This is a genomic window from Pseudidiomarina sp. CB1, assembly GCF_024752025.1.
In the GTDB taxonomy this organism is placed as follows: Bacteria; Pseudomonadota; Gammaproteobacteria; order Enterobacterales; family Alteromonadaceae; genus Pseudidiomarina.
Window position 1 is genome coordinate 612,075 of record NZ_JANTPU010000001.1, and the last position, 24,761, is coordinate 636,835.

General features: G+C 48.8%; 25 protein-coding genes. 7 read left to right on the top strand and 18 right to left on the bottom strand.

All coding sequences use genetic code 11. The features are described 5' to 3' along the window. Positions 1–54 precede the first annotated feature (54 nt). Positions 55–882, top strand: coding sequence for a pyruvate, water dikinase regulatory protein (locus NV375_RS02875; RefSeq protein ID WP_126770391.1), 828 nt, complete (start codon positions 55–57; stop codon positions 880–882). A 5-nt stretch (positions 883–887) separates the two neighbouring features. Here the strand turns inward: NV375_RS02875 and NV375_RS02880 are convergent, their stop codons facing one another. From NV375_RS02880 to htpX, 3 genes are read right to left on the bottom strand one after another with little or no spacing between them, the layout of a single operon-like run. Continuing rightward, a complete protein-coding gene (locus tag NV375_RS02880; protein WP_258806884.1) occupies positions 888–1,706 on the bottom strand; it encodes a DUF1338 domain-containing protein in 819 nt (272 codons plus the stop codon). 27 nt (positions 1,707–1,733) lie between these two features. Next, the gene (locus tag NV375_RS02885; protein WP_258806885.1) at positions 1,734–3,092 is read right to left on the bottom strand and encodes a class II 3-deoxy-7-phosphoheptulonate synthase; all 1,359 of its coding nucleotides are present in this window, start codon (positions 3,090–3,092) and stop codon (positions 1,734–1,736) included. Between the two features lie 42 nt (positions 3,093–3,134). Continuing rightward, a complete protein-coding gene (gene htpX / locus NV375_RS02890; RefSeq protein WP_258806886.1) occupies positions 3,135–4,007 on the bottom strand; it encodes a protease HtpX in 873 nt (290 codons plus the stop codon). Positions 4,008–4,143: 136 nt separating this feature from the next. On the opposite strand from htpX, the gene pepE reads away from it, so the two are divergent. Beyond that, positions 4,144–4,857 carry a dipeptidase PepE gene (gene pepE, locus NV375_RS02895; RefSeq protein WP_258806887.1) on the top strand — a complete coding sequence of 238 codons (714 nt, stop codon included), beginning with the start codon at positions 4,144–4,146 and terminating at the stop codon, positions 4,855–4,857. Here pepE and bioD read toward each other — a convergent pair. Genes bioD through bioB form a run of 4 tightly spaced genes read right to left on the bottom strand, consistent with a single transcriptional unit; the run spans position 4,800 to position 8,549 of the window. Further along, positions 4,800–5,525 (bottom strand): dethiobiotin synthase, encoded by a 726-nt coding sequence (gene bioD, locus NV375_RS02900; protein WP_258806888.1) that lies wholly within the window; start codon positions 5,523–5,525, stop codon positions 4,800–4,802. The two genes, pepE and bioD, sit on opposite strands and share 58 nt — an antisense overlap. Before the next feature lie 2 nt (positions 5,526–5,527). Then, positions 5,528–6,322, bottom strand: a complete 795-nt coding sequence (locus NV375_RS02905) for a methyltransferase domain-containing protein (RefSeq protein WP_258806889.1) — start codon at positions 6,320–6,322, stop codon at positions 5,528–5,530. Next, entirely contained in the window at positions 6,319–7,491 is a 1,173-nt protein-coding gene (locus NV375_RS02910) for an aminotransferase class I/II-fold pyridoxal phosphate-dependent enzyme (RefSeq protein WP_258806890.1), read from the bottom strand. The genes NV375_RS02905 and NV375_RS02910 overlap by 4 nt, the downstream gene beginning before the upstream one ends. Before the next feature lie 14 nt (positions 7,492–7,505). Next, complete coding sequence (bioB, locus tag NV375_RS02915) at positions 7,506–8,549, bottom strand: biotin synthase BioB (RefSeq protein ID WP_258806891.1); 1,044 nt, start codon at positions 8,547–8,549, stop codon at positions 7,506–7,508. Between the two features lie 120 nt (positions 8,550–8,669). On the opposite strand from bioB, the gene bioA reads away from it, so the two are divergent. Together bioA and asnS are read left to right on the top strand one after the other, a co-directional pair. Beyond that, positions 8,670–9,950, top strand: a complete 1,281-nt coding sequence (gene bioA, locus NV375_RS02920) for an adenosylmethionine--8-amino-7-oxononanoate transaminase (protein WP_258806892.1) — start codon at positions 8,670–8,672, stop codon at positions 9,948–9,950. An 89-nt stretch (positions 9,951–10,039) separates the two neighbouring features. Continuing rightward, entirely contained in the window at positions 10,040–11,440 is a 1,401-nt protein-coding gene (gene asnS, locus NV375_RS02925) for an asparagine--tRNA ligase (RefSeq protein WP_258806893.1), read from the top strand. A gap of 4 nt (positions 11,441–11,444) precedes the next feature. On the opposite strand, the gene NV375_RS02930 is transcribed toward asnS, so the two are convergent. After that, the gene (locus NV375_RS02930; protein ID WP_258806894.1) at positions 11,445–11,993 is read right to left on the bottom strand and encodes a nitroreductase family protein; all 549 of its coding nucleotides are present in this window, start codon (positions 11,991–11,993) and stop codon (positions 11,445–11,447) included. Between the two features lie 145 nt (positions 11,994–12,138). Here NV375_RS02930 and sppA point away from each other — a divergent pair, with 145 nt between their 5' ends. The 3 genes from sppA to NV375_RS02945 are packed head-to-tail and all read left to right on the top strand — an operon-like array spanning position 12,139 to position 16,438. Then, positions 12,139–13,998 (top strand): signal peptide peptidase SppA, encoded by a 1,860-nt coding sequence (gene sppA / locus NV375_RS02935; protein ID WP_258806895.1) that lies wholly within the window; start codon positions 12,139–12,141, stop codon positions 13,996–13,998. A gap of 27 nt (positions 13,999–14,025) precedes the next feature. Continuing rightward, positions 14,026–15,042 (top strand): asparaginase, encoded by a 1,017-nt coding sequence (gene ansA / locus NV375_RS02940; protein WP_258806896.1) that lies wholly within the window; start codon positions 14,026–14,028, stop codon positions 15,040–15,042. 52 nt (positions 15,043–15,094) lie between these two features. Beyond that, positions 15,095–16,438, top strand: coding sequence for a sodium-dependent transporter (locus NV375_RS02945; RefSeq protein WP_258806897.1), 1,344 nt, complete (start codon positions 15,095–15,097; stop codon positions 16,436–16,438). Positions 16,439–16,440: 2 nt separating this feature from the next. Here the strand turns inward: NV375_RS02945 and NV375_RS02950 are convergent, their stop codons facing one another. The 10 genes from NV375_RS02950 to fabD form a co-directional block, all read right to left on the bottom strand. After that, positions 16,441–17,925: a bifunctional 2-methylcitrate dehydratase/aconitate hydratase gene (locus tag NV375_RS02950; RefSeq protein ID WP_258806898.1), complete on the bottom strand. Its 1,485-nt coding sequence runs from the start codon at positions 17,923–17,925 to the stop codon at positions 16,441–16,443. A gap of 202 nt (positions 17,926–18,127) precedes the next feature. Further along, positions 18,128–18,919: a TatD family hydrolase gene (locus NV375_RS02955; protein ID WP_258806899.1), complete on the bottom strand. Its 792-nt coding sequence runs from the start codon at positions 18,917–18,919 to the stop codon at positions 18,128–18,130. 30 nt (positions 18,920–18,949) lie between these two features. Continuing rightward, entirely contained in the window at positions 18,950–19,276 is a 327-nt protein-coding gene (locus NV375_RS02960) for a PilZ domain-containing protein (RefSeq protein ID WP_126770419.1), read from the bottom strand. A 2-nt stretch (positions 19,277–19,278) separates the two neighbouring features. Further along, on the bottom strand, positions 19,279–20,232 hold the full coding sequence (locus tag NV375_RS02965; RefSeq protein ID WP_258806900.1) for a DNA polymerase III subunit delta': 954 nt from the start codon (positions 20,230–20,232) through the stop codon (positions 19,279–19,281). 3 nt (positions 20,233–20,235) lie between these two features. Next, positions 20,236–20,868, bottom strand: a complete 633-nt coding sequence (gene tmk, locus NV375_RS02970; protein WP_258806901.1) for a dTMP kinase — start codon at positions 20,866–20,868, stop codon at positions 20,236–20,238. Positions 20,869–20,871: 3 nt separating this feature from the next. Then, the gene (mltG, locus tag NV375_RS02975) at positions 20,872–21,891 is read right to left on the bottom strand and encodes an endolytic transglycosylase MltG (protein WP_258806902.1); all 1,020 of its coding nucleotides are present in this window, start codon (positions 21,889–21,891) and stop codon (positions 20,872–20,874) included. Beyond that, on the bottom strand, positions 21,879–22,652 hold the full coding sequence (gene pabC / locus NV375_RS02980; RefSeq protein ID WP_258806903.1) for an aminodeoxychorismate lyase: 774 nt from the start codon (positions 22,650–22,652) through the stop codon (positions 21,879–21,881). Before pabC ends, mltG begins: the two co-directional genes overlap by 13 nt. 72 nt (positions 22,653–22,724) lie before the next feature. Then, complete coding sequence (acpP, locus tag NV375_RS02985; protein WP_026862150.1) at positions 22,725–22,964, bottom strand: acyl carrier protein; 240 nt, start codon at positions 22,962–22,964, stop codon at positions 22,725–22,727. A gap of 126 nt (positions 22,965–23,090) precedes the next feature. Beyond that, a complete protein-coding gene (fabG, locus tag NV375_RS02990) occupies positions 23,091–23,831 on the bottom strand; it encodes a 3-oxoacyl-ACP reductase FabG (RefSeq protein WP_258806904.1) in 741 nt (246 codons plus the stop codon). Then, the gene (fabD, locus tag NV375_RS02995) at positions 23,828–24,748 is read right to left on the bottom strand and encodes an ACP S-malonyltransferase (RefSeq protein WP_258806905.1); all 921 of its coding nucleotides are present in this window, start codon (positions 24,746–24,748) and stop codon (positions 23,828–23,830) included. The genes fabG and fabD overlap by 4 nt, the downstream gene beginning before the upstream one ends. Positions 24,749–24,761 lie beyond the last annotated feature (13 nt).

Below are 24,761 nucleotides of genomic sequence, written 5' to 3' on the forward strand. Positions count from 1 at the left end.
TATGCGCGGAAAAGGTTAAGATTCATCAAGCATTTCTAGCCTGAGAATCCATTCATGCGAACTATTTTCTATATATCAGACGGCACCGCCCTTACCGCTGAGGCCTTTGGTCGGGCTATGCTGTCGATGTTTCCGTTAAAGATTGAGCACAAAACACTGGCTTTTATTGACTCCGAAGCGAAAGCAGAACAAGCCGTTAGCAAAATCAATGCGGCACACCAAGCGACTGGTGAGCGCCCAATTATCTTTCATACTTTTGTGAGTTTAGAACTTAAACGCATTATTACCGGCTCAAGCGGCAGTTGTTACGACTTTCTCGACTATCTGGTCGAACCCTTAAGTCGTGAACTCGGTATCGATGCCCAACCTAAAACCAACCGTACCCATGGCATTCAGGAAAATGGTGGAATAAGAGACAGTTACGATAGCCGTATCGAGGCCGTGAACTACTCTCTCGCGAATGATGACGGTAGTAACATTGCGGACTACGACCAAGCCGACATCATTTTATTAGGCGTTTCCCGCACGGGAAAAACACCAACGAGTCTTTACTTAGCATTGCATTACGGAATCAAAGCGGCAAATTACCCCATCACTGAAGACGATGATATGGAAAATCTTCAGTTGCCTAAAGCTTTAAAGTTACATCGCCATAAAATTTTCGGGTTAACGCTAGAGCCACAGCGGCTCCATGAGATACGTAGCAAACGCCGCGAAGGTTCGCGCTATGCATCAATGCAGCAGTGTAGATTTGAATTACAAGAGGTCGAGAAAATGTATCGGCGTGAGGCCATTCCATTTCTCGATTCAACACGTTTTTCAGTGGAAGAAATTGCCGCTAAGATCCTCGCTGAGACGAATCTTGAGCGGCATCACTACTAGGCTTATTAGCTCTCTTTTTCAGCACTGGCACGCGCGTCAGTGCTTTCAAAGATTTTGTCTGCCGAGGCAGCTACAAAGCCTGTGTAGAGTTTGTTCGGTGCAATTTCATAACGCTTAGCAAATTCGTAGAAGCAACTTGGAATAACTTTTTCCATGTCGCTAAAACGCACCGGCGCATGATCCGCCATGGTCGACGATTGCTCCAGATAAACATCTGGTGAACCCTTGATTTCCCCACCCGACGAGTTCAGACGAAAACCGGCGGTTTTAAGGGTTTCATTTACTTGTTCAAGCGACTCATAGTCCGGTAAATGATTCACGTTCACGGTAAAGTGATTGGCACGGAAACCAAACGCAGCCATCCACGCTGCATATTCACTTTCTTCAAGTAAACGCTCGTAGTCATTGCTGCTAATCTGCCAATGCGTCCCCGAATACAAGAATTCAGACTGTTCTACTTTAGCAGGATCAATTTGCGCAACGAGCTCTTTAACGATGCCTTGCAATTCCGGCGAAAATTCTTCTACCAGCAATTCGCTAATAAAGATTTTCGGTAATGTTGGGTCATCGTGTTCAAAGTGCTTAGCTACAAGTCGCTTAGCTTCAAAATGATAATCTCCGCAAGCTTTGTAACCCATAGCTTCAAAATGCTTGGCTAAGGTCGCAAGACGTACAGGTGCCTGGTTAAAGGTACGAAACGCGACATGATCATTGATGATATCGCGCCCCTGCCCTAAAACCTGATGTACTTTTGCTGCTGACGGAGTAAGTTTGATGTAATCGTTCCAAAGGTTCTCAAAAAACTGCTCAACCTGTTGTGACATATACTACTAAAACCTCGAAAATGTCAGTTAACCGCGGCCTTGACGTGCCTCACGGAGAGAATCTGCCACCAAGAATGCAAGTTCCAAAACTTGGTCGGCATTCAAACGCGGATCGCACTGCGTGCGATAGCGTTGCGTCAAATCTTGTTCACTAATCTGATAAGCACCACCAGTGCATTCAGTCACGTCTTCGCCAGTCATCTCTAGATGAACGCCACCTGGATAGGTGCCTTCTGCTTGATGAACTGCGAAGAACTGGCGTAACTCCTGATGTATGGCGTCAAAGTTACGGGTTTTCAAGCCATTCTCTGCTTTCACCGTGTTGCCATGCATCGGATCGCTCGACCACACCACGTGACGCCCTTCACTTTTAACCTTGCGCACGATAGCAGGCAAGGCAGCCGCTAAATTCTCGGCACCCATGCGCGTAATCAGCGTCATGCGACCTGGTTCATTTGCTGGGTTCAAGGCGTCTAATAACGCAATAACATCGTCTGGTTTAGTGGTCGGACCTATTTTAACACCAATCGGGTTGTGAATGCCACGCATGAACTCAACATGGGCATGATCCAATTGCCGCGTGCGCTCGCCAATCCATACCATGTGCGCAGAGCAGTCATAAGGTAACCCTGTCAACGTATCCGTGCGCGTTAGTGCTTCTTCATAAGGCAATAGCAACGCTTCATGCGAAGTGAATAACTGTGTTTCATGGATCGTGGCATTAGTATCTGCAGTGATGCCTACAACTTCCATAAATTTCAGTGCTGATTGAATCTGCTCGGCAACCTGCAAATATTTATCTTTTAAAGGATTTGCTGCAACAAAACTCATGTTCCACTTATGCACTTTATGCAAATCCGCGAGACCACCCTGTGCAAAAGCGCGCAACAAGTTCAATGTCGCTGCCGAATGATGGTATGCCTGAACCATTCTTTGCGCATCTGGAACGCGTGCCGCTTCGGTAAATTCTGGCCCATTAATAATATCGCCGCGATAACTTGGTAACGCTATACCATCAATGGTCTCTAAATCACTCGAACGTGGCTTCGCATATTGCCCAGCCATACGCGCCACTTTTGTCACTGGGCACGAACCGGCGAAAGTTAAAACAATCGCCATTTGCAGAATGACTTTAAAGGTGTCACGTATCTTTGGCGCATTAAAGTCAGCAAAAGACTCAGCGCAGTCGCCACCTTGCAATAAAAAGCCCTGCCCTTGGCTTACTTGTCCAAGTTGCCGTCTAAGCGCTCGAATTTCTTCGGCAAACACCAACGGTGGGAACATCTTTAGTTGTTGTTCAACGTTGTTAAGCTGTGCTTTGTCTGGGTAATTCGGCTGTTGTTGGATCGGTCTCTCGCGCCAACTACGCGCACTCCAGTTTGTCATGATGATCCTTACTACTTCATTTTCATTTGATGATTAACGTTGCTACAACTGTTCAAGAGCGGCAATACGTTTCGCTAAAGGTGGATGACTCATCAAAAGCTCACTCATACTGCGCTTGCTCTGGATTCCAAAAGCAACCATGCTGCCGTCAAGTTGTGACTCGTGAGCATTTTGCAGACGCCGTAATGCGCCAATCATTTTGTGTTTACCAACCAATTGTGCTGAACCATAGTCCGCTCGGTACTCGCGTTGACGCGAGAACCACATAACGATAATACTTGCGAGAATACCAAACACAACCTCTAAAACCATGACTATTCCAAAATAAGCCAAACCACCCAGGCCTCGGCCGTCTGAGGAGTTACTGCGAGTGACATTATCAATTGCACCAGCGATCACACGGGCAAAGAAAATAACGAAGGTATTCACGACGCCTTGAATCAGCGTTAAAGTGACCATGTCGCCGTTAGCAATATGACTAATCTCATGAGCAAGCACAGCCTCGACCTCATCTTGGTTCATGCTTCGCATAAGCCCTGTGCTCACTGCAACAAGCGAGTTTTTCTTACTCGCTCCAGTAGCAAAAGCATTAGGCTCTGGTGAGTTATAAATCGCCACCTCAGGCATCGGTATTCCTGCCTGCTGCGCTTGCCGCGCAACCGTTTGTATCAGCCATTGCTCGGTTGTGTTGCGGGGCCGCTCAATGGTTTGCGCACCGACACTACGTTTAGCCAACCATTTCGACATCGCCAACGAAATAAACGCGCCACCAAAACCAAACACTGCAGCAAAAACCAATAAGCCAGCGTAACTTGACGGGTCAACACCAAAAACCGGCAGCACTAAGCTCATTACCACACTTAACACTAGCAAAATCGCTAGGTTTGTAGCTAAAAAAAGAACAACGCGTTTCATGTACTCTACCTCTACATTTTCAACAACAGTTGTGATGTGCTTTATATGGTGTTTATTGTACCCCAATTCAATCGCACCACAGCTTAAATTTTGCTAATCTGACCGCACTTTAATTGCTGTAAATAAGGTATTTTACATGTCCACACAATTGCTCTTATGCTCAAGTTCAAAAGCTGGCGATAGTGCCTATCTAGAGCCCGTCATTCCGCATTTAAAAGAACGCTTGGCAGCACCGAGCAACATCCTTTTCGTACCCTACGCCGGTGTTGGCATGAGCTACGATGACTACACCGCAAGAGTTGCTACCGCTCTAAATCCACATGGTTATAAGGTAACCGGTTTGCATACCGAAGTTGATGCGCAAGCGGCGTGTCGCAATGCCGAAGCGATTTTAGTGGGCGGCGGTAACACTTTTCATCTACTCGCCCAGTTACAACACCAAAACTTAATCCCATCGATTCGTGCCGCTGTAGCAGCTGGAGTGCCTTACATAGGCTGGAGTGCCGGCTCAAATATTGCTGGTTTAAGCATTCGCACCACTAATGATATGCCGATTGTACAACCGCCTTCCTTCGATGCTTTGGCGTTAGTGCCTTTTCAACTTAACCCTCACTATAGCGACTATCAGCCGCCGGGCTTTCACGGTGAAACTCGTGATCAGCGCTTAGCGGAATTCATGATCGTAGCACCGCAAACCCCAGTACTGGCGATCCGAGAAGGCACTTCGTTAAAAGTTGACGGTAACCGAATGGTCTTACTGGGCGAAACAGATGGCTGTGTTTTCAGTTCTGGTCACAAAGCTGTACTGCCCCGTAATAGTGACATCAGCTCCTGGCTGGCAGGAAAATAACCGGCAACAGCTTTTGGGTTGGCGGTTTTTTGAAACGGTATACTCGCCAGTAAGGGGGCTTGATACTGCGTTTCAAGATAATCCGCCAACCATGATTCGTTTTCATCTGCCAACGCCATGGCTTCAGGCTGTGCTTGATTCGCCACCCAACCCACTAAATTTAAACCGCGTCGCTGAATTTCTGCAGCAGTTAACAGTGCATGGTTTAAACAACCCAACCGCATACCGACCACGAGTACAATGTTGCCGTGCACTGCCGTAGCGAAATCCGCAAGTGACTCCGTCGCATTCAATGGCACTAACCAACCGCCTGCACCTTCAATAAGCAGCAGGTCATGTTCGACTTCGATAAGTTCGTCATAGGCCGTTTGCAAGTCTGCGACCGTTAAATCGATGCCTTGCTGTTGAGCGGCAAGGTGTGGGGCTACGGGAGCGGACAAACAAATCGGGTTAATATTCCCATAGGCAACAGGCCCGCAGGTCATCGCCTGTTCCAATTGCAGTGCGTCACTGTTACGCAGGCCAGCCCCAGTTGCGTCGGCGCCAGCAGCAACAGGCTTCATCGCTAAGGTTCGAAAATGACCTTCAGCTAACCGCTCTAGCAGCGCAGCACTGACTAGCGTCTTGCCAACATCGGTATCTGTTCCTGTTACAAATACGCAAGCCATGTTTAATTTTCCTCAATAGGTTTTACACCTGACAACAGACCGATACGCCAATGCAGCTCAAGCATGCCATTGGCATTTCGGTGTTGCTCTAACGCTTGTTTTAGCCGTAAAAAACGCTCTCGTCCGTATAAACCGGTTGCGCTACGTGCGGTATAGTTTGCCCCAACGCCTTTAAGTTCATGCAGCATCGCCTCCACTGTGGGAAACTCTTGCACAATGTTCAACAGCTCGCAGTCGACCTGCCAGGGTAAACGTTGCACCTCGGTCATGAATGCAGAAAAGTCCAGCCATTGATTCGTGTGCCGCTGACCATCAACAGCAGTAAAACAATCACCCAAAGGTTGCAGTGAACCAGCAAGTACCGTCGACGCTGCAATTTGTGCGCCGGGTGCCAACACGCGATACCACTCTGCAAGTAAAGCGGGTAAATCATTGCTCCACTGCATCGCTAAGTTACTAAACAGTAAGCCGACACTCTGCCTACGCAGAGGTAACTGCTCCATGTCCGCAGCAACGAGGTTCATACTTGGATTATGGCGTTGCGCTTCGGTCAACATTGCGGGAGTAATATCCATACCGAGGTAATGACCGCCCAATTGAGAAAGTCTCTCCTGGTGATGTGCTGGGCCACAACCAAGGTCAAGCACCATTGATTCGGCTGCAACTAAAGGCCTTAAACGTTGTACTAAGGCGTCGGCGATACCTCGCTGCAGTCGATCGTAATGGGTATAGGTGCGCGCCGCGCGGGCAAAATAACGAGCAACCCGTTGTTTATCGTAAAGACTAATAGCTTTCACGTCGCAAACTCCGCGTAACTGCGCTGCAATACCTGCACCAGCTGACGTATGTCATTTTCATGATGTGCCGCTGTTAGCGTTAGACGTAAACGGGCAGTTCCCTCGGGCACCGTCGGAGGCCGAATGGCACTACACCAGATACCAGCGTCGCGCAGTCGTTGACTCATCTGCAATGCTGCCCCATCACTACCGATACGTAACGTTTGGATGGCATGGCGCGATGAACACAGCGGTAGACCTGCAACTTGAGCGAGTTGCTGAAAGTACGCAACATTGGCGGCGAGCTTACTGCGTAAGTCGCTTCCCTCAGTACTGATAATAATTTCAATAGCAGCTTTAATCGCTGACGCTTGTGCAGGCGGCATCGCGGTCGAATAAATAAGTTCCGGACAGTAGTTCACTAAATAATTAGCGCTAGCATCATCGGTCGCAACGGCACCACCTGCGACGCCACACGCCTTGCCAAAGGCTAAACTGATGAGGCCAACTTGTGCGACGGAGAAGTCTGCCGCTACGCTGCGCCCAGCGTCACCACAGACCCCGAAACCATGCGCATCATCAAGCATGACATCACAATGACCAGACCTAGCAAGTAGGCTGACCAAGGCATCGTTGGCCAGCGCATCACCATCCATACTAAAAATCGATTCGCTTATCAGTAGCGCGCTTTCAGGCTGCTTTCTCAACCAGCGCTCAGCTGTTGCCAAATCATTGTGTTGAAAGCGGCGCCAGCGTTGGCCACTGTGCTTTGCTCCTTGGAGCAAAGAAGCATGTGCCAACCGATCTAGATAAAGGTGGCTATACAATGGCCCGAGCGTCGTCAACACACCAACGTTTGCCGCAAATGCAGAGTTAAACAACAGCACTCGGGGGCGCTGCAAAACCTCGCTGAGTAGCGCGCATAAGTCGGCATGGTGCTCGGTATAGCCAGTCACCAGCGCCGAAGCGCCTGCTCCTGCCGCGATGGCTTGCGCATAAGCACTAAGTACCTTGGGGTGGCGGCTTAAGCCCAAATAGTCATTACTGGAGAACTGCAAATACTTGGTTCCAGCAACAGCTATTTGCGTGGATGATAATGGTGTAACCGACTGTAATATCCGAGTTCGATCTTGCTCGGCGCGTTGCTCTAGCTGTTTTGCCATCGCCGCCATCACTGACTTTTGCAGCATACGTAACGGCTCGATTAACTAACTTCGTAATAACGCACAGGCTGAGCCTGCTCTTGCAAGGCATCTTCGATCACAGCCTCGTGGACATCATCACTGTAACCATCGTGTTGCAGCGGTTCGATACCTAAACGCGTGAACAGCAGCTGATCTTTGTCGGCTTCAGGGTTCGGCGTGGTTAACAAACGTTCACCATAAAAAATCGAGTTCGCGCCAGCAAAAAAGCACATCGCTTGCAGCTCATCACTCATGGTTTCGCGACCTGCGCTCAAACGGACAAAGGACGTCGGCATAATAATACGCGCGACCGCAATCGTGCGTACAAACTCGAATGGGTCCATGTCATCAAGTTCTGCGAATGGTGTGCCCTTCACCTTGACCAACATATTCACCGGGACGCTTTCTGGATGCTTCGGCAGGTTCGCTAATTGTTGTAATAAACCGGCACGATCCGCGCGGCTCTCGCCCATTCCGACGATTCCACCGGCACAAACTTTCATACCCGCATCACGGACATTACTTAGTGTTTGTAAGCGATCGTGATAGGTGCGTGTACTGATGATCTCGCCATAAAACTCCGGCGATGTATCAAGATTGTGATTGTAGTAATCAAGGCCCGCTTGCTGCAGCGCTTGAGCTTGCTCCGCTGACAGCATTCCCAAAGTCATACACGTCTCAAGGCCAAGCTTTTTCACGCCTTTGATCATTTCGATAACATAAGGCATATCGCGATCTTTGGGGTTACGCCATGCCGCCCCCATACAAAATCGACTGGCGCCTTGCGCTTTCGCTGCCTCGGCTTCGTGTAATACTTTCTCAACCGCCATCAAGCGCTCTCGGTCAACACCAGTATGGTAATGCGCACTTTGTGGGCAGTACTTACAGTCCTCAGGACAGGCCCCGGTTTTGATCGACAACAAGGTACTCACTTGCACTTTATTACTGTCAAAATGTCGCCGATGAACTTGTTGCGCTTGAAACAATAAATCATTCATGGGTAGCGCAAATAGCGCTTCAATTTCTTCACGTTGCCAATCATGGCGTAAGCTAGGGGTTGTCATGGGTCAATTCCAAATTTTTGCGTCGATCGTTGTTGAAGTTTTTATGCTCGAGAAGCATACCTTGATCAGGTAGACTGTCAACTTATTGCACCTACTTAAATTAACGACTGATTACTTTTTATGCAAATCACTGATTTAGATTTTGACCGCACGCATATTTGGCATCCCTATACATCACTTAAGGAGCCTCTGCCCGTTTACCCTGTAGCGAGTGCGAGTGGCTGTGAAATTGTCTTAGCTGATGGACGCCGTTTAGTCGACGGCATGTCATCATGGTGGGCAGCGATCCATGGCTACAATCATCCCCATCTGAATGCTGCGATCCATGCCCAAACTGAACAGATGAGTCATGTGATGTTTGGCGGGCTTACCCACCAGCCAGCAGTTGATCTCTGTCGCCGCTTGCTCAAGCATACCCCTGCTTCGTTGCAACACGTCTTTCTTGCCGACTCTGGTTCCGTTGCGGTAGAGGTAGCAATTAAAATGGCTGTGCAGTACTGGGCCGCCCGTGAACAGCCACAAAAGAATCGCATGGCAACGATTCGTGGGGGCTATCACGGCGATACCTTTGCTGCCATGTCGGTGTGTGATCCGATCAATGGAATGCATACCCTGTTCCGCGGCAGCTTGCGTGAACAACTCTTCGCGCCCATTCCCACCGTTTCTCCTGAACAAGCCTGGCAGCCCGAAGCACTACAACCGCTGCGCGAGCTTATTGAGCAACATCACCACGAACTCGCCGCATTAATTTTAGAACCTATGGTGCAAGGTGCAGGTGGTATGCGGTTTTATCACCCTGAGTATTTGCGTGGTGCGAAAGAACTCTGCGAAGCCTTCGACGTGTTGCTTATCGCCGATGAGATCGCCACTGGCTTTGGCCGCACCGGCCGTTGGTTTGCCTGTGAACACGCTGACATAGCGCCGGATATCCTATGTCTCGGCAAAGCTCTGACCGGCGGCTACATGACCCAAGCGGCGGTGCTCGCCAGTGCTGATGTAGGTGCCACGATAAGCAACGGACCGGCTGGTGGAACCTTTATGCACGGACCTACCTTTATGGGAAACCCGCTGGCCTGTGCGGTGGCTAACGCCAGTCTCGACCTGCTTGAGCAAAATCAATGGACAACACAAGTAACAGCGATTGCTGCGCAACTTGAGCAAGAACTACGTCCATTAGCGAGCTTGCCTAGCGTTGCAGACGTGCGGTGCTTCGGTGCGATTGGTGTGGTCGAGATGCAAAATCCGGTCGATGTAGCTGTCGCTCAACAAGCATTTGTCAAAGCTGGAGTGTGGATTCGCCCGTTTGGCAAACTGGTATATTTAATGCCGCCATACATTATTCGCCCAGAACAGCTCAAAAAACTCACACAAGCGGTTGCAGATCTGGCGTACAAGGCATGATTTCAGTGATTTTCGCTTGAGTCTTCGACAAAGCAAGGTAACATAGACGCTCATTTTTTTGATTGGTGTTTATACGGAGTTTAAGACGTATGTCCTTCGCAACAGTTGTCGATGTATTAGCGGGTAAAATCGCTGTTGGTGAACAAACCACAGTCCGCGGTTGGGTGCGCACCCGCCGCGACTCAAAAGCAGGTATTTCGTTCATCAACATTCATGATGGTTCATGCTTTGATCCAATTCAAGCAGTCGTGCCGAATGAACTCGACAATTACGACAGTGAAGTCTTAAAACTCACCACCGGTGCTAGTGTTGCGATTACCGGTACCGTTGCTGAATCGGCGGGCAAAGGTCAAGCGTACGAGCTACAGGCGACCAAAGTTGAAGTCTTTGGTTTTGTTGAAGACCCTGACACTTACCCGATGTCGCCGAAGCCGCACTCCATGGAATACTTGCGCGAATATGCGCATCTGCGCCCACGCACCAATGTTACCGGAGCCGTGATGCGAGTGCGTAACTGCTTAGCACAAGCAATCCACCGTTTCTTTCATGAGCACGGCTATATGTGGGTAGCGACCCCTATCCTAACCGCATCTGACGCGGAAGGTGCGGGCGAGATGTTTCGCGTGTCCACGTTGGATATGATGAATCTTCCGCATACCGAGCAAGGTGCGATCGATTACAGCAAAGATTTCTTCGGCAAAGAGTCATTCTTGACGGTTTCAGGTCAGTTAAACGTTGAAACTTATGCCTGTGCTTTGTCGAAAGTGTACACCTTTGGTCCAACATTTCGTGCGGAAAACTCGAACACCAGTCGTCACCTTGCCGAGTTTTGGATGGTTGAGCCAGAATTGGCGTTCGCTGATCTGAACGATATTGCCTACCTTGCCGAGGACATGCTGAAATACTGTATTAATGCTGTACTCGATGAGCGTGCCGATGACATGGCATTTTTCCAACAACGAATTGATAAAGGCGTCTTAGATCGCCTTAACCATGTTGTAAGTAACAAGTTTGTGCATATGGACTACACCGATGCGGTCGAAATTTTGCAAAACTGTGGCAAGAAATTTGAATACCCAGTTGCATGGGGCACCGATTTACAATCGGAACACGAACGTTACCTAGCCGAAGAACATGTCGGCGCGCCTATCGTCTTGAAGAACTACCCAAAAGACATCAAGGCCTTCTACATGCGTCAGAATGACGATGGCAAGACCGTTGCTGCAATGGATATCTTAGCCCCTGGCATTGGCGAAATCATTGGTGGTAGCGCCCGTGAAGAGCGTTTAGACAAACTTGATACACGCATGGAAGAAATGGGACTGCCCGTTGAACATTATGGTTGGTACCGTGACCTACGGCGTTACGGCACCGTTCCTCATGCCGGTTTTGGTCTGGGCTTCGAACGCCTCGTCACTTACGTCACCGGAATGACCAATATTCGCGATGTGATCCCATTCCCACGCGCACCGAAAAACCTCGAGTTTTAATGCGTCAGCCATCGCTGAATTTATCAGCGATGGCTTTTTCCGGTTTAATTGGCGTTGGCACGGCTGGCGTACCAACATAAAGAAATCCCACGATTGCATCCTCAGACTTGGCTCCCAACGCAGTTGCTACCGAAGCATCCTCGGCGAACCAACCGGTTCTCCAAATGGCACCAAGTCCCTGCGCAAAAGCAGCCTGCTGCATAAGTAATGTCGCACACGCTGCACTGGCGAACTGTTCATCCCGTGGTACCTTTTCATGCACCTGATAGTCAAGTAAGCAGGCGATAACCATAGGTGCCCGCAACGGTAATTGACTCGCTTGCACACAAGCCTCTTCGCTTAGGCCTTTGGCTTGTGCGGCTGCTTGAAAGATACCTCCCAAATGTTGGCGGCGTTCGCCCTGAAACACCACAAATTGATAAGGCATCAATGCCATGTGATCAGGTGCTCGCGCAGCAGCTTTTTGCATGATCTCAAATTGCTCTGGATTGGGGCCAGGCTCGATGAGACGTGGCATGGACGAACGGGTTGTTAAGAGTTCAAGCGCCTGCATGGTCGTGTTATCTATCCTTTAAGTGAAGCATGTCGCTAGCTTAGCAAAGGATCATGCTCTGTTACATTGTCAGGCTAGTTTATTTCATAAATGTTCAGTATTCTTCATCATTAACTAAATTACGAACTCGCAAAGGTGCTGACACATGAGTGGTATCGCTAACGTCTTTAAGAAACTTTTCGGTCTGATTAATGGTATCCGAAAGGTTCTTTTAAATGTCATCTTTTTTCTTCTTCTCTTCTTGGCTGTTGCGATTTTAATCGCTGATGACGAGCCAGTTATGGTACCTGACAACGGTGTCTTAGTTGTACAGCTCGAAGGAGTACTAGTTGAAGAAGAAACTTGGGTTGATCCTATGGATCGTTTCTTCAATGACGCACTAGGTTCGCCTAGCACCCCACCCGAAACATTATTGAGAGACGTTGTCGACAGCATTGAGCGCGCGGCGAATGATAAACGCATTAGCGGCATTTACCTTGATTTGCGTAACTTTGCGGGTGGCGGTTTAAATAAAATGCAGCAAGTTGCCGATGCGTTGCTGCGTTTCCGTGAATCTGGCAAACCAGTTTACAGTTATGGTGATTATTACACGCAGTCACAATATTTTTTGGCGGCACACGGTGACGGCATCTATTTAAATCCGCTTGGCGCAATGATGTTCGAAGGGATGGGCGGCTACCGCTTGTACTTCAAAGACCTGCTCGAGAAGCTAAAAGTCAGTACCCATGTATTTAAGGTTGGCGCCTATAAATCAGCGGTCGAACCCTACACTCGCAATGATATGTCCGAGCAAGCACGCGAAGCGAATGCGCAACTTTATGATGCGCTATGGCAAACCTTCGTCACCCGTGTTGAACAGCAACGTGACATTGATCCACGTCTGCTAAGCGGCACGATTGATGACTTCCAAGCGATGTTGGCTGAAAATAACCAAGATATGGCCCTAGTAGCTCTCGAGGGGGGACTTGTTGATCAGTTAATGACACGTGAAGCGTTCCGTACGCAAATGATCAACCTTACCGGTCTTGACGATGATGAGAAAAGCTGGCGTCGCATCAACCACCATAATTATCTTGACGCAAAAGCGATGCAACTTGAACTCGCCGGCGACGAAGATTCGGCTACCGATGAAATCGCTGTTGTCGTCGCCCGTGGTGTTATTGTCGACGGCTTCCAGAAACCTGGCAGCGTTGGTGGCGACAGCACTGCTGAATTGTTACGTCGGGCACGATTGAACGACAATACCAAAGCCGTCGTATTGCGAATCGACAGTCCCGGCGGGAGCGGTTTTGCTTCAGAAGTCATTCGTCAAGAAGTTTTGGAGTTGCAAGAAGCTGGGATTCCGGTGATTGCTTCAATGTCTTCAGTCGCTGCCTCGGGCGGTTACTGGATTGCAGCGAGTGCGGATCAGATTTGGGCCACTCCGACAACCATCACCGGCTCGATCGGGGTATTCGGTATGTTCTTCACCATCGAAGATTCACTCGCGCATATTGGCGTCTACAATGATGGCTACCACACTACTGAAATGCCAGTGATGGATATAACTCGTCCACTTCCAGACGAAGCCAAAGTAGTCGTGCAAAGCTCGATCGAGAAGTTTTATCGCGACTTTGTCACTATGGTTGCCGACAGCCGCGGCATGACCTATGACCAGGTTCATGCGGTCGCCCAGGGCCGTGTATGGACCGGCGCCAAAGCCCAAGAACTTGGATTGGTGGATAATCTTGGCGACTTGGACGCTGCGTTAAACGCTGCTGCAGAGCTGGCAGGGCTTAGCAACTACGATGTCGTTACCGTTGAACCGGAACTGAGTGCACGCGAACGTTTCCTGCGCGACTTCTTTGGTCAGGCCGAAGTTTTCTTGCCAGCTTCCCCGACTACACGTACCATCGACCCGATTAAACAACAGCTGCAAGGTGTTTGGCGCGAAGTGCAGATGGTATCCAAGTTCAATGACCCAGAAGGGGTTTATTTGTTGTGTGAACTCTGCCCAATGCCCTAGCACCTCGATATTGGGTTTTATTTGGTTATGACACAACAACGCAAGCGTATTTATGTGGCCTACACAGGCGGCACTATCGGTATGCAAAAATCGGCGCAGGGCTATGTTCCTGCGCCAGGTTTCTTAACCGCATGCGTCAATAAAATGCCGGAATTTTTCCGTGCCGAGATGCCCCACTTTGACATTCATGAATATCAACCCTTGATGGATTCATCAGATATGTCGCCAGAAGACTGGCAGCGTATCGCTGACGATATTCAGAACAATTACGCTGCTTATGACGGCTTTGTTATCCTGCACGGTACCGACACCATGGCATACACTGCGTCGGCACTGTCGTTTATGTTTGAGAATCTTGGCAAGCCCGTCATCATTACCGGTTCACAAATTCCGCTCGCGGAACTACGATCTGACGGCCAAACCAACCTGTTAAATGCGCTCTACATTGCGGCGAATTACCCGATCCACGAAGTTGGCTTATTCTTCAATAACCGCTTATACCGAGGTAACCGTGCCACCAAAGCTGATGCCAATGGCTTCAATGCCTTTGAATCACCAAATTTTCGTCCATTATTAGAGGCTGGTATTCAAATCAGTGTCAAAGCTGGCACCGTTAAGCCCTTAGATACAACACCTCTGCGGGTTGCGCCAGTAACGCCACAAGCAATTGGCGTATTAACGCTTTACCCCGGTATTTCTCCTGTTTTATTCGATCACTTACTGCAACAACCCGTGAAGGCTTTGATTATGCAAAGTTACGGAGTTGGTAATGCTCCGCAAAATCGCGCCCTACTCGAAAGCCTCGAACGCGGCGTTCAGGCTGGCGTCACGGTGCTAAATTGCACACAGTGTTTCAAAGGCAAGGTGAACATGGAGGGCTATGCTACAGGTAATGCATTAGCTGAAATCGGGGTCATTAGCGGTTATGATATGACCATTGAGGCCGCATTAACAAAGCTGCATTACTTACTTTCACAAAAGCTCCCGCAGGCAGAACTTGAGCGCTGTTTACAGACTGATCTGCGCGGTGAACTTTCAGCGTAATTTCGTTATGCTTTTACGACTAATTTCAGAACAACAACGATAAGAATCAATTATGGCTGCAACCTCACCTGCATTTTCTTCACGTATCGGTTTTATTTTAGCGGCGGCTGGATCAGCTGTTGGTGTTGGCAACATTTGGGGGTTTCCTACGCAAGCTGCCAGCAATGGTGGCGGCGCATTTTTGCTGGTCTATTTAGTTATGATCTTAGCTTTAGCCTACCCTATGTTGGTGGCTGAACTCACCATAGGTCGTCTACGCCAACAAAACCCAGTCGAGGCCCTACGTAATCTTAGTGAACGCAAAGGTTGGCGCTTCTTTGGCGCGTTTACCGGCATTGTCGCATTAATGGTATTGTCATTGATTTTAAGCTTCTACGCCATCGTTTCTGGTTGGCTGCTCGCGTTCATGTTCGCCCCTTTGGCTGAGCTAGCAGGTTTTCCGCAAGTTGCCGAATGGTTAACTGCATTTAGTGTGGAACGTAATCTCATTATGATGGGATTGTTTTTACTCCTGACCATTCATGTGGTTCGCTCTGGAGTGACTGACGGTATTGAGCGCTGGTCGAGTCGGTTGATGCCGCTATTATTTGTGTTGCTCATTGCCATGGTCATCTACATCATGACGTTACCTGGCGCCACCGATGGCTTAAAAATGTACCTTACGCCCGATTTTTCACGGGTTTTCGAGCCGAACCTGGTCATTCGCGCAATGGGTCAAGCGTTCTTTTCATTGTCCATTGGTGCAGCCTGTATGATGACCTATGGTGCCTACTTATCTAAACAAGAAAACTTACCAAAAACCGCAGGTTGGGTTGCTGGGTTAGACACCACGGTTGCTTTCTTAGCCGGTTTATTGATTTTGCCAGCAATGTTCGCCGCGCAGGAACTCGGCGTTGTTATTTACGACGACGCTGGCGCCTTATTGTCATCGGACACGCTGGTCTTCACCGTGTTGCCAGCCATGTTTGATTCAATGGGCAGTGCCGGGTTATGGGTGGCCTTTGCCTTTTTTGCATTAATGGTCATCGCTGCTATCACCTCATCCATTTCAATGCTTGAGGCACCAGTGAATGCGTTACGTGAAGAAACTGGGCAACCACGTTCACAAATGGCATGGATTGTCGGGTTGAGTATTGGTGCTGTGTCGGCGCTGATCATTTATAACTTTAACGTGCTTTTCGGCTTGGTGATCACCTTTACCACCGTCTACATGCAGCCACTTTTAGGCTTAACGTTCGGGCTGTTACTCACTTGGGTGCTGCGCCAGAATTACTTGCTAAAAGCATTGCAAGAAGGATCGCCAGAAATCCAGAAATCTTGGTTCTGGAAGATCTGGCCATGGTATGTAAAGTTCATCTGCCCTATTCTTATTTTATTAGTGATTTGGCGTGGTTAAACCTAAATCACCAACAATTGCATAAAGTCGTGCACGGGCGTTTGGCAAAAACGCTCGTGATCCGCGCATAACTTCTCTATTTTTGTTACGCGGTGAGACGGGAAACGCGTGACGAGATTATTCACGAACTTCTGTTCTAGGACGGGTATCGCCTCTTCGCGACGTTGCCGGTGGCCGATCGGATAATGTACTTCAATTTGCTCGGTACTGCTGCCATCGGTAAAAAATACCTGTAAAGCATTCGCAATCGACCGTTTATTTCGATCCAGATAGTCTTCGCTATAGGACTTATTTTCTACAACTTCCATCTTTTCACGCAACTTATCTATTTCTGGGTGCGCCGCATGGAAACTGTCTTCATAATGATCTGCGTTAAGCTCACCAAAGAGTAGTGGAACAGCGACCATATATTGCAAGCAATGATCACGGTCGGCAGGATTTGCTAACTTACCTTGCTTGGAAATAATACGAATCGCCGATTCGTGTGTGGTGATGACTATTTTTTCTATTTCATCAAATCGATCTTTAATCTGAGGATGCAGTGTTATTGCGGCTTCACAGGCGGTTTGTGCATGAAATTCAGCAGGGAAAGACAACTTAAATAGAATGTTCTCCATAACATAGCTGCTATAGCGCTGTGGCACACTAAAGCACCACTTATCAGTAGGTTTTAATTGTTGATCTTTGTTTGTTTTATTAAAAGCAACAGCGTAGAAACCCCATTGCTCAGCTGATAGTGCACCCGGTATACCCATTTCTCCACGCATGGCTATATCAGCTAAACGCACACCACGGCTCGTCGCATCCCCCGCTGCCCAAGATTTTCTTGAACCTGCATTCGGCGCATGGCGATAGGTTCGTAACGCCTGCCCATCAACCCACGCATGTGAGATCGCTGCGAGCATCTGTTCACGGTTACCGCCAAGTAACCACGTCGCCACCGCAGTAGATGCAACTTTAACCAGTACCACGTGATCGAGCCCAACGCGATTGAAGCTATTTTCAAGTGCGAGTATGCCTTGAATTTCATGGGCTTTGATCATTGCTTCAAGCACCGTTTTCATGGTCAATGGTGACTGTCCACTTGCGACTCTTTGCTGCGAAATAAAATCACAGAGCGCCAGTATTGCGCCCAGATTATCCGAAGGATGCCCCCATTCAGCGGCCAACCAAGTGTCGTTATAATCGAGCCAGCGTACACAGCAACCAATGTCCCAGGCCGCTTTCACCGGATCCAATACAAATGATGTTCCAGGGACTCGAGCACCATGCGGAACCTGAGTTCCAGGCACTAGCGGTCCTAAATGTTTGGTGCACTCGGGGTAGCGCAGTGCCAGCAAGCCACAGCCAATAGTGTCCATCAAGCAATACCGCGCGGTCTGCCACGCTACATCACTATCAATGGTTTCCTGTAAAACGTAATCGGCAAGGCTTTGAATTTCGGCGTCATAATCGGGACGATCATTTTGATCAAAGGTGGATCCCATAGCGTTCCTCCTGCGGTTACATGCATAGTAGCTGCGGTAAATAAAAAAACGCTCGGGACCAATTAAGAGTCCCGAGCCTAGGGGAATGGCTCAAGGGATTGAGCCGTGCGCTAACTCGATAAAATTTGAAGGTAAGTTTCAGTGTAGACAACAAAAAAAGATTTGCTAAATTTTTTTGTGATCTTTGCACAATTTTTTGAAATCAGCGCTGATACGGCTCAACACGCTTAAAAAGTTGGAAGAAATTACGCGTGGTGGTTTCGGCGACTTCAGCCAAAGTTACGCCCTTTATATCGGCGACACATTTGGCTACGTCCGCGACATAAGCGGGTTGATTCTGCTTGCCACGATGCGGAACCGGCGCTAACCAAGGACTATCGGTTTCAATCAATAACCTATCGAGCGGCAATTTTTTTACCACGTCCCGTAGCTCGCTGGCATTGCGAAAACTAGCGATCCCCGATATCGAGATATAAAAATCAAGATCATCAATGGCTTGGCGTGCCATCTCATACGACTCAGTGAAACAATGCAACACTCCGCCGCACACCTCGGCATGTCCATCGCGTAATAACCCGAGCGTATCTTCGCGCGCATCTCGTGTATGTATAATGAGCGGTTTATCGACCTCGTTGGCAAGCTCGATGTGGTAAGCAAAACTTTCTTGTTGCACTTGCTTACTGTCTGGATCGTAAAAATAATCAAGACCTGTTTCACCCACGGCAACCACACGTTCATCACGAACATGCTGAGAAAGTTGTTCTTTGACCAGTGCATGTTTGCCAATGTACAGCGGATGCACGCCACAGGAAATTGCCACCTCTGGATAAGGTGCAACAAGATCCCGCATGCTTGGAAAATCTTCTAGTGTGACGCCAATGCATAACATCTGCTGAACCCCAGCTTGTTTAGCATTGGCAATAACGTGTTCGATGGAACCATCGAATTCATCGAGTTTTAATTTGTCGAGATGACAGTGTGAATCGATAAACACAGCGACCCCTTAACGTTGTGTTGTGCTACTTTACATGGTTGCTGTTGGCGCGCTCGACTCACCAAGGTGACCTAGCAAGGTCTCAATACGATTGCGTAAGTGCGACTTGTCATCAGTGAACTGCACCCCGACACCGCGTTGATCGGCGCGTCCAGGGCGCAATGGCGCTAGCCATACAACCTTCCCCTTCACCAGAGTCTCCTCTGAATCACCAGGTAATTGTACCAACAACGCCATCTCGTCACCAATCGCATAAGGGTCATCGGTTGCAACGAATAATGCCCCACCTTTGATGAAGGGCATGTATAAGCGACGTAACTGTTCTTCTGATTTTAAGTGAATTCGCTTCGCAGCCATGGCTAGAGCCACCTCATCCAGAGTTCTTGTAATAATAGAGGCCCATTGAGGCCGCTCTGTTCATTGGTTTGCTGTCGTATACCATAACATAATTGTAACCAAGAACTTAAATCTGTCACGTTATAATTCCTGTTACGAAGAAATTGTTGAAGCTCAGTTTGTTTGCTTGGCATAAGTAATTGTGTTTGTGCAGCGCCCTGCTGCACGCGCATGAGTTCTTGCAACCATTGCTCCGTTGCCAATAACCAATCCTGCCAATCCGCTTTGGCTAATGTTGGTAACGACTCATTCGCAAGCAAAGCCGCGCTTAATTCAGCAACATAATCGCGCGGATAATCACCGCTTCTGACCCACTCGATGAGCGCCAACGGCCGTTGCCGGTAACGCTGACAAGCTGCCATTTCCTCTTCCGTTAGAATACGTCCTAGTTGCTGTGCCAACCACTGTTGAATAGCTTCCACGGATGGCGTGTTCATGCGTAACAGTTGCATACGACTACGCAATGTGGGTAATAACCTTTCAGTCCGCTCAGGCGTAACAATAAAATAGGTATCGCGGGTGGGTTCTTCTAACGTCTTTAACAAGGCATTGGCAGCAGTCACCGTGAGTTTTTCAGCATCCTGTAACCACACGACTTTTGCTCCCGCCTGATTGGGCGTGTTGTGTAACTTGCCAAGCAGTTCACGAACTTGATCGACACTAATGGCACGACCATCCTGACTCGCAACTGAATAATAATCTGGATGATTTCCGGCTTTGTGCAGTAAACAGCTCTTGCATTCACCGCACGCACGTTTTTCTGGCTGACTGCAGAGCAATAACTTGATCCATTCGGCAACGAATAAAGCGCTGCCAAGATCAACTTGCCAAGGCACACAATAAGCGTGGGCAAGCTTACCTTGCTGTCGTTCCCGCAACACTTGCTGCCAGTTTTCCCGTAACCAAGGCAAACTCACGACTTATCCCCTTCCGTGTGCGAATAGCTCTGCTTCGAGTGCATTAATAAGTGCCTGATGCACTTCCGCCATCGGTTGATCGGCGGCAATAACCTTAATACCGCGTTCCTGCCGAGCGATTTCTAAATAGCGTTCACGCGTGCGCTGGAAAAATGCCATTGCTTCTTGTTCAATCCGATCAAGTTCGCCACGGGCTCGGGCTCGCTCAAGGCCAATTTCAGGATCTAAATCGAGTAATAAGGTTAAATCTGGGACAAAGTCGCCAAGCACGAGTTTCTTTAATGTTTGCAGCTTGGTATCGCCTAACTGGCGCCCTCCACCTTGATAGGCACGTGACGATAAGTCATGCCTATCGGCAATCACCCATTTTCCCTCTGCCAGCGCTGGGCGAATAACATTGTGAACCAATTGGGCTCGACTGGCATACATCAATAGTAACTCCGTTTCCGCCGTCACCTCTTCCTGCCACTGCTTTTTAACCAAATCACGCAAAGCTTCAGCCAGTGGCGTACCACCAGGCTCGCGAACAGTAAGCGTGGCAATACTTTTTGCTTGTAAATGGCTCACTAAGCTCGCAATTGCTGAGCTTTTGCCTGCCCCTTCAAGGCCTTCGACAACAATAAACTTTCCCTGCATGGGCTAATGAATTCCTCGTTGATAACGATTAACTGCTTTATTGTGCTCTTCTAGGGTTCGTGAAAAAACGTGGCCGCCCGAACCGTCTGCGACAAAATAGAAATAATCTGTAGTTGCGGGGTGAGCAGCTGCTCGTAAGCTTGCCAAGCTTGGCATCGCAATTGGTGTTGGCGGTAAACCATCAATACGATACGTGTTATACGCTGTTTCTTCCCTTAAGTGAGCGCGGGTCAAATTACCATCAAAATCAGCGATACCATAAATGGTTGTAGGGTCGGATTGTAAGCGCATACCTTTACGTAGGCGATTCACAAAAACTGAGCTTACCTTATCGCGTTCGCCCGTTAGCCCTGTCTCCTTTTCAATAATCGAAGCCATAATAAGCAACTCGTAAGGCTCTGTATAGGGCAATTCATCTGCCCGGCCTTCCCAGATACTATATAAACGTTGTTGCTGCGTTTTATACGCCTTGCGGAGAATTTTTAGGGCTGAAGTTCCGGCAAAGAAATGATACGTGTCGGGAGCTAACAAGCCTTCCAAACTCGGCCAATTCGCATCACTTGCCACTTGCGTTAATAACTCAGTTGGTGAGGACGTTAGCGGCTGTAAATAATCATGCGCTCCGAGGATTTCTAACCATTGCACGAGCGTTTGGCCTTCGACCAAGGTCACCGCAAATTGATGTTGCCGCCCAGCTTGTAACTGTTGCCAAAACTGTCGCAACGTCTGTCCAGATCGCAGCTGATAAACCCCCGCTTGCATTCGCTCGGGGTTTGCCCATAAACGACTCGCAACGTAACTCAGCTCGCTGGAATGCGGCCATATTGCTTGCCGCTTGAGCTGTTGTAAGACGGTCTTTGCATGCATTCCTGGTTTGATTTCCAGCAGCACGGGTTCATCGCCAATGTCTAACGGCGAATCGAGAAGTTGGTGACTCCAATAAGCGCCACCACAAGCAAACAAGGTGAGTAGAAGTATACCCGCAAAGAAGCTGATCAGTATGAGTCGTTTTAGCTTTGCCACCAAGTTTTTAGCGCCTTAGGAAGTTGTTGCTCGGGTAACTTATGGTCGCCGATCTTCGCTAGTGGACGCAAGCCCAAAACAGTATTAGTTACGAATGCTTGCTCGACATTGGATAAATCGTGCACGTTCACGCGAGATATGTGCACGTTCCCAATGGGGCGACCGGCTAAAATTTGCTGCCGAACTATGCCGTCAATGCCTGCAAAATCAAGTTTTGGCGTATGCCACTCACCCTCTCTACGCAAAAAGATATTGCTTGATGTCGCCTCTATAACAAAGCCTTCACTGTCGCACACGATGAGCTCGTCAAGCAATCTACTGTCGCGCTCAGCGCTGAGCATCACTTGTTCTAATCGATTGAGGGTTTTTAGTCCGGCAAAAAAACTGGAACGCGCCAAGGAAAACTGCGCAATCGCACAATTTAGTGGGTATGTTTTGCGCTCTGGTAATGGTGAGTGTGTGACATACCAGTTGCTGGTAACAGCTTGGGTGTAGCCATAACCACGCGCACCTGAGCCGCGTGTAATGATTATTTTGATAATGGCATCAGGGGCGTCAATTTGCGCTAGACACTCTAAGACCTCGGCCTCATCGGGCAACCCCATCCGCAAACGCGCGCTCGCCGACACCAATCGCTGCCAATGCTGAGGCCACCAGCGCAGCCGGCCATTTTCACGGGTCAACGTGGTGAAGTGGCCATCTCCAAACTGTAAGCCACGATCGAGGTCGTTATTCGCGATTTGTTGCCCGTTTAGCCACATAAAGATCTTGAGTTCCTTACGCCAGATACAAAAAAGGCGGAATTTTCATTCCGCCCTTTGCAACCGTTTGGCTTAGTCGTTTGCGTGATTCGTCACGTAATCGATTGCCGCTTGAACAGTTTTGATTTTTTCTGCTTCTTCGTCTGGAATCTCAGTTTCGAATTCTTCTTCCAGAGCCATCACCAACTCAACAGTATCAAGTGAATCTGCACCAAGGTCGTTTTCGAAAGAAGCTTCAGGTTTTACTTCTTCTTCTTTAACGCCCAACTGTTCGATGATGATTTTCTTTACGCGTTCTTCAATAGTACTCATTGTTACAATGTCCCTTCATTTAGGTATCGAGTTCAAATTTGCGCTTAGTGTAGTGAATGCAGCGGCATTAATAAAGGAAAAAATGCCCAAATGCCGAGAGGTCATACCCCTTGGTCTGCTGTTTACTTACACCATTGCAAGACCACCATTCACATGAATAGTTTCACCGGTGATGTAAGCGGCTCCAGTCGACGCTAGAAATACCACTGCGGCAGCAACTTCTTCTGGCTGCCCCAAACGCGCCGCCGGAATGTTTGCAAAAATCGCCTGTTTTTGATCTTCAGTCAAGGCCTTCGTCATATCGGTATCAATGAAACCTGGCGCAACGCAGTTAACTGTTATACCACGTCCAGCAACTTCCTGTGCCAGTGCTTTGCTAAAACCTACCAAACCAGCTTTTGCGGCACAGTAGTTGGTCTGTCCAGGATTCCCGGTTGTTCCCACCACCGATGAAATATTAATAATGCGGCCAAAGCGACGTTTCATCATGCCCCGAAGAACAGCTTTGCTCAAGCGATAGACCGATTTCAAGTTGGTATCAAGCACCGCATCCCAATCATCATCTTTCAAACGCATGAGCAGGTTGTCTTTCGTAATCCCCGCATTATTGACCAAGATATCAAGTTGACCATAGTTCTCATCGATTGCTTTTAGCGTTTCGGCAATACTTTCTGCATCAGTAACATCCAAACGGCGGCCTTCACCATGCTCGCCGAGATAAGCGGAAATAGCCTCGGCACCGCTATCACTGGTGGCTGTACCAATCACTTTTACGCCCTGCGCTACCAGTTGCTCAGCGATGGCTTTGCCAATACCTCGGCTCGCACCAGTTACGAGAGCGACTTGCCCTTCCATTGTTGTTGTCATGATTGCACCTTTTGAATACTTTCAATTGTGTTAATTGCATCGCTTTGTAATGCCTTATCGATGCGCTTCGTAAGTCCACTTAGCACTTTACCTGGGCCAATTTCGCAGAGTTCTGTAACGCCCTGCTTAGCCAAATATTGAATAGTTTCGGTCCAACGTACCGGCGAGTATAGTTGACGCACTAAAGCGTCGCGAATAGCGTCGGCTTCGCGCTCAACGCTAACATCGACATTGTTCACGACGGGGATATTAGGCGTACGTAAGGTGATTTTTCCTAGCTCGACTGCCAGTTTTTCGGCCGCTGGCTGCATCAACGCACAATGCGAAGGTACGCTTACCGGCAATGGTAATGCGCGTTTTGCCCCCGCCTCTTTACACGCTTCACCAGCGCGTTCAACAGCTTCGGCATGGCCGGCTATGACCACCTGTCCTGGCGAATTAAAATTCACTGCACTCACAACTTGGTCACCGGCTGCCGCCGCACACGCTTCTTCAACCAGAGCATCATCTAAGCCGATAATAGCCGCCATCGCGCCAACCCCAGCGGGAACTGCCTCCTGCATTAGTGCGCCGCGTTTGGCGACTAACCGCACTGCATCGGCAAAGTCCATCGCACCGCTGCACACTAACGCTGAATATTCTCCTAAACTGTGGCCTGCCAACCACTCCGGTGCCGGCACGCCTTGCGCTTCAATAACGCGATAAATCGCCACACTTGCGGCAAGTAAAGCGGGCTGAGTGCGCTGAGTTTCATTCAGCTTTTCACTAGGTCCTTGCTGCACTAGCTCCCATAAGTCGTAGCCGAGAGCCTCGCTTGCTTCAGCAAAAGTTTGTTCGATCTGCGGATACTCAGTTGCGAGATCGGCCAACATACCAACCGTTTGAGAACCTTGTCCGGGAAAAACAAATGCACGCATAGTCGTTTCCTTG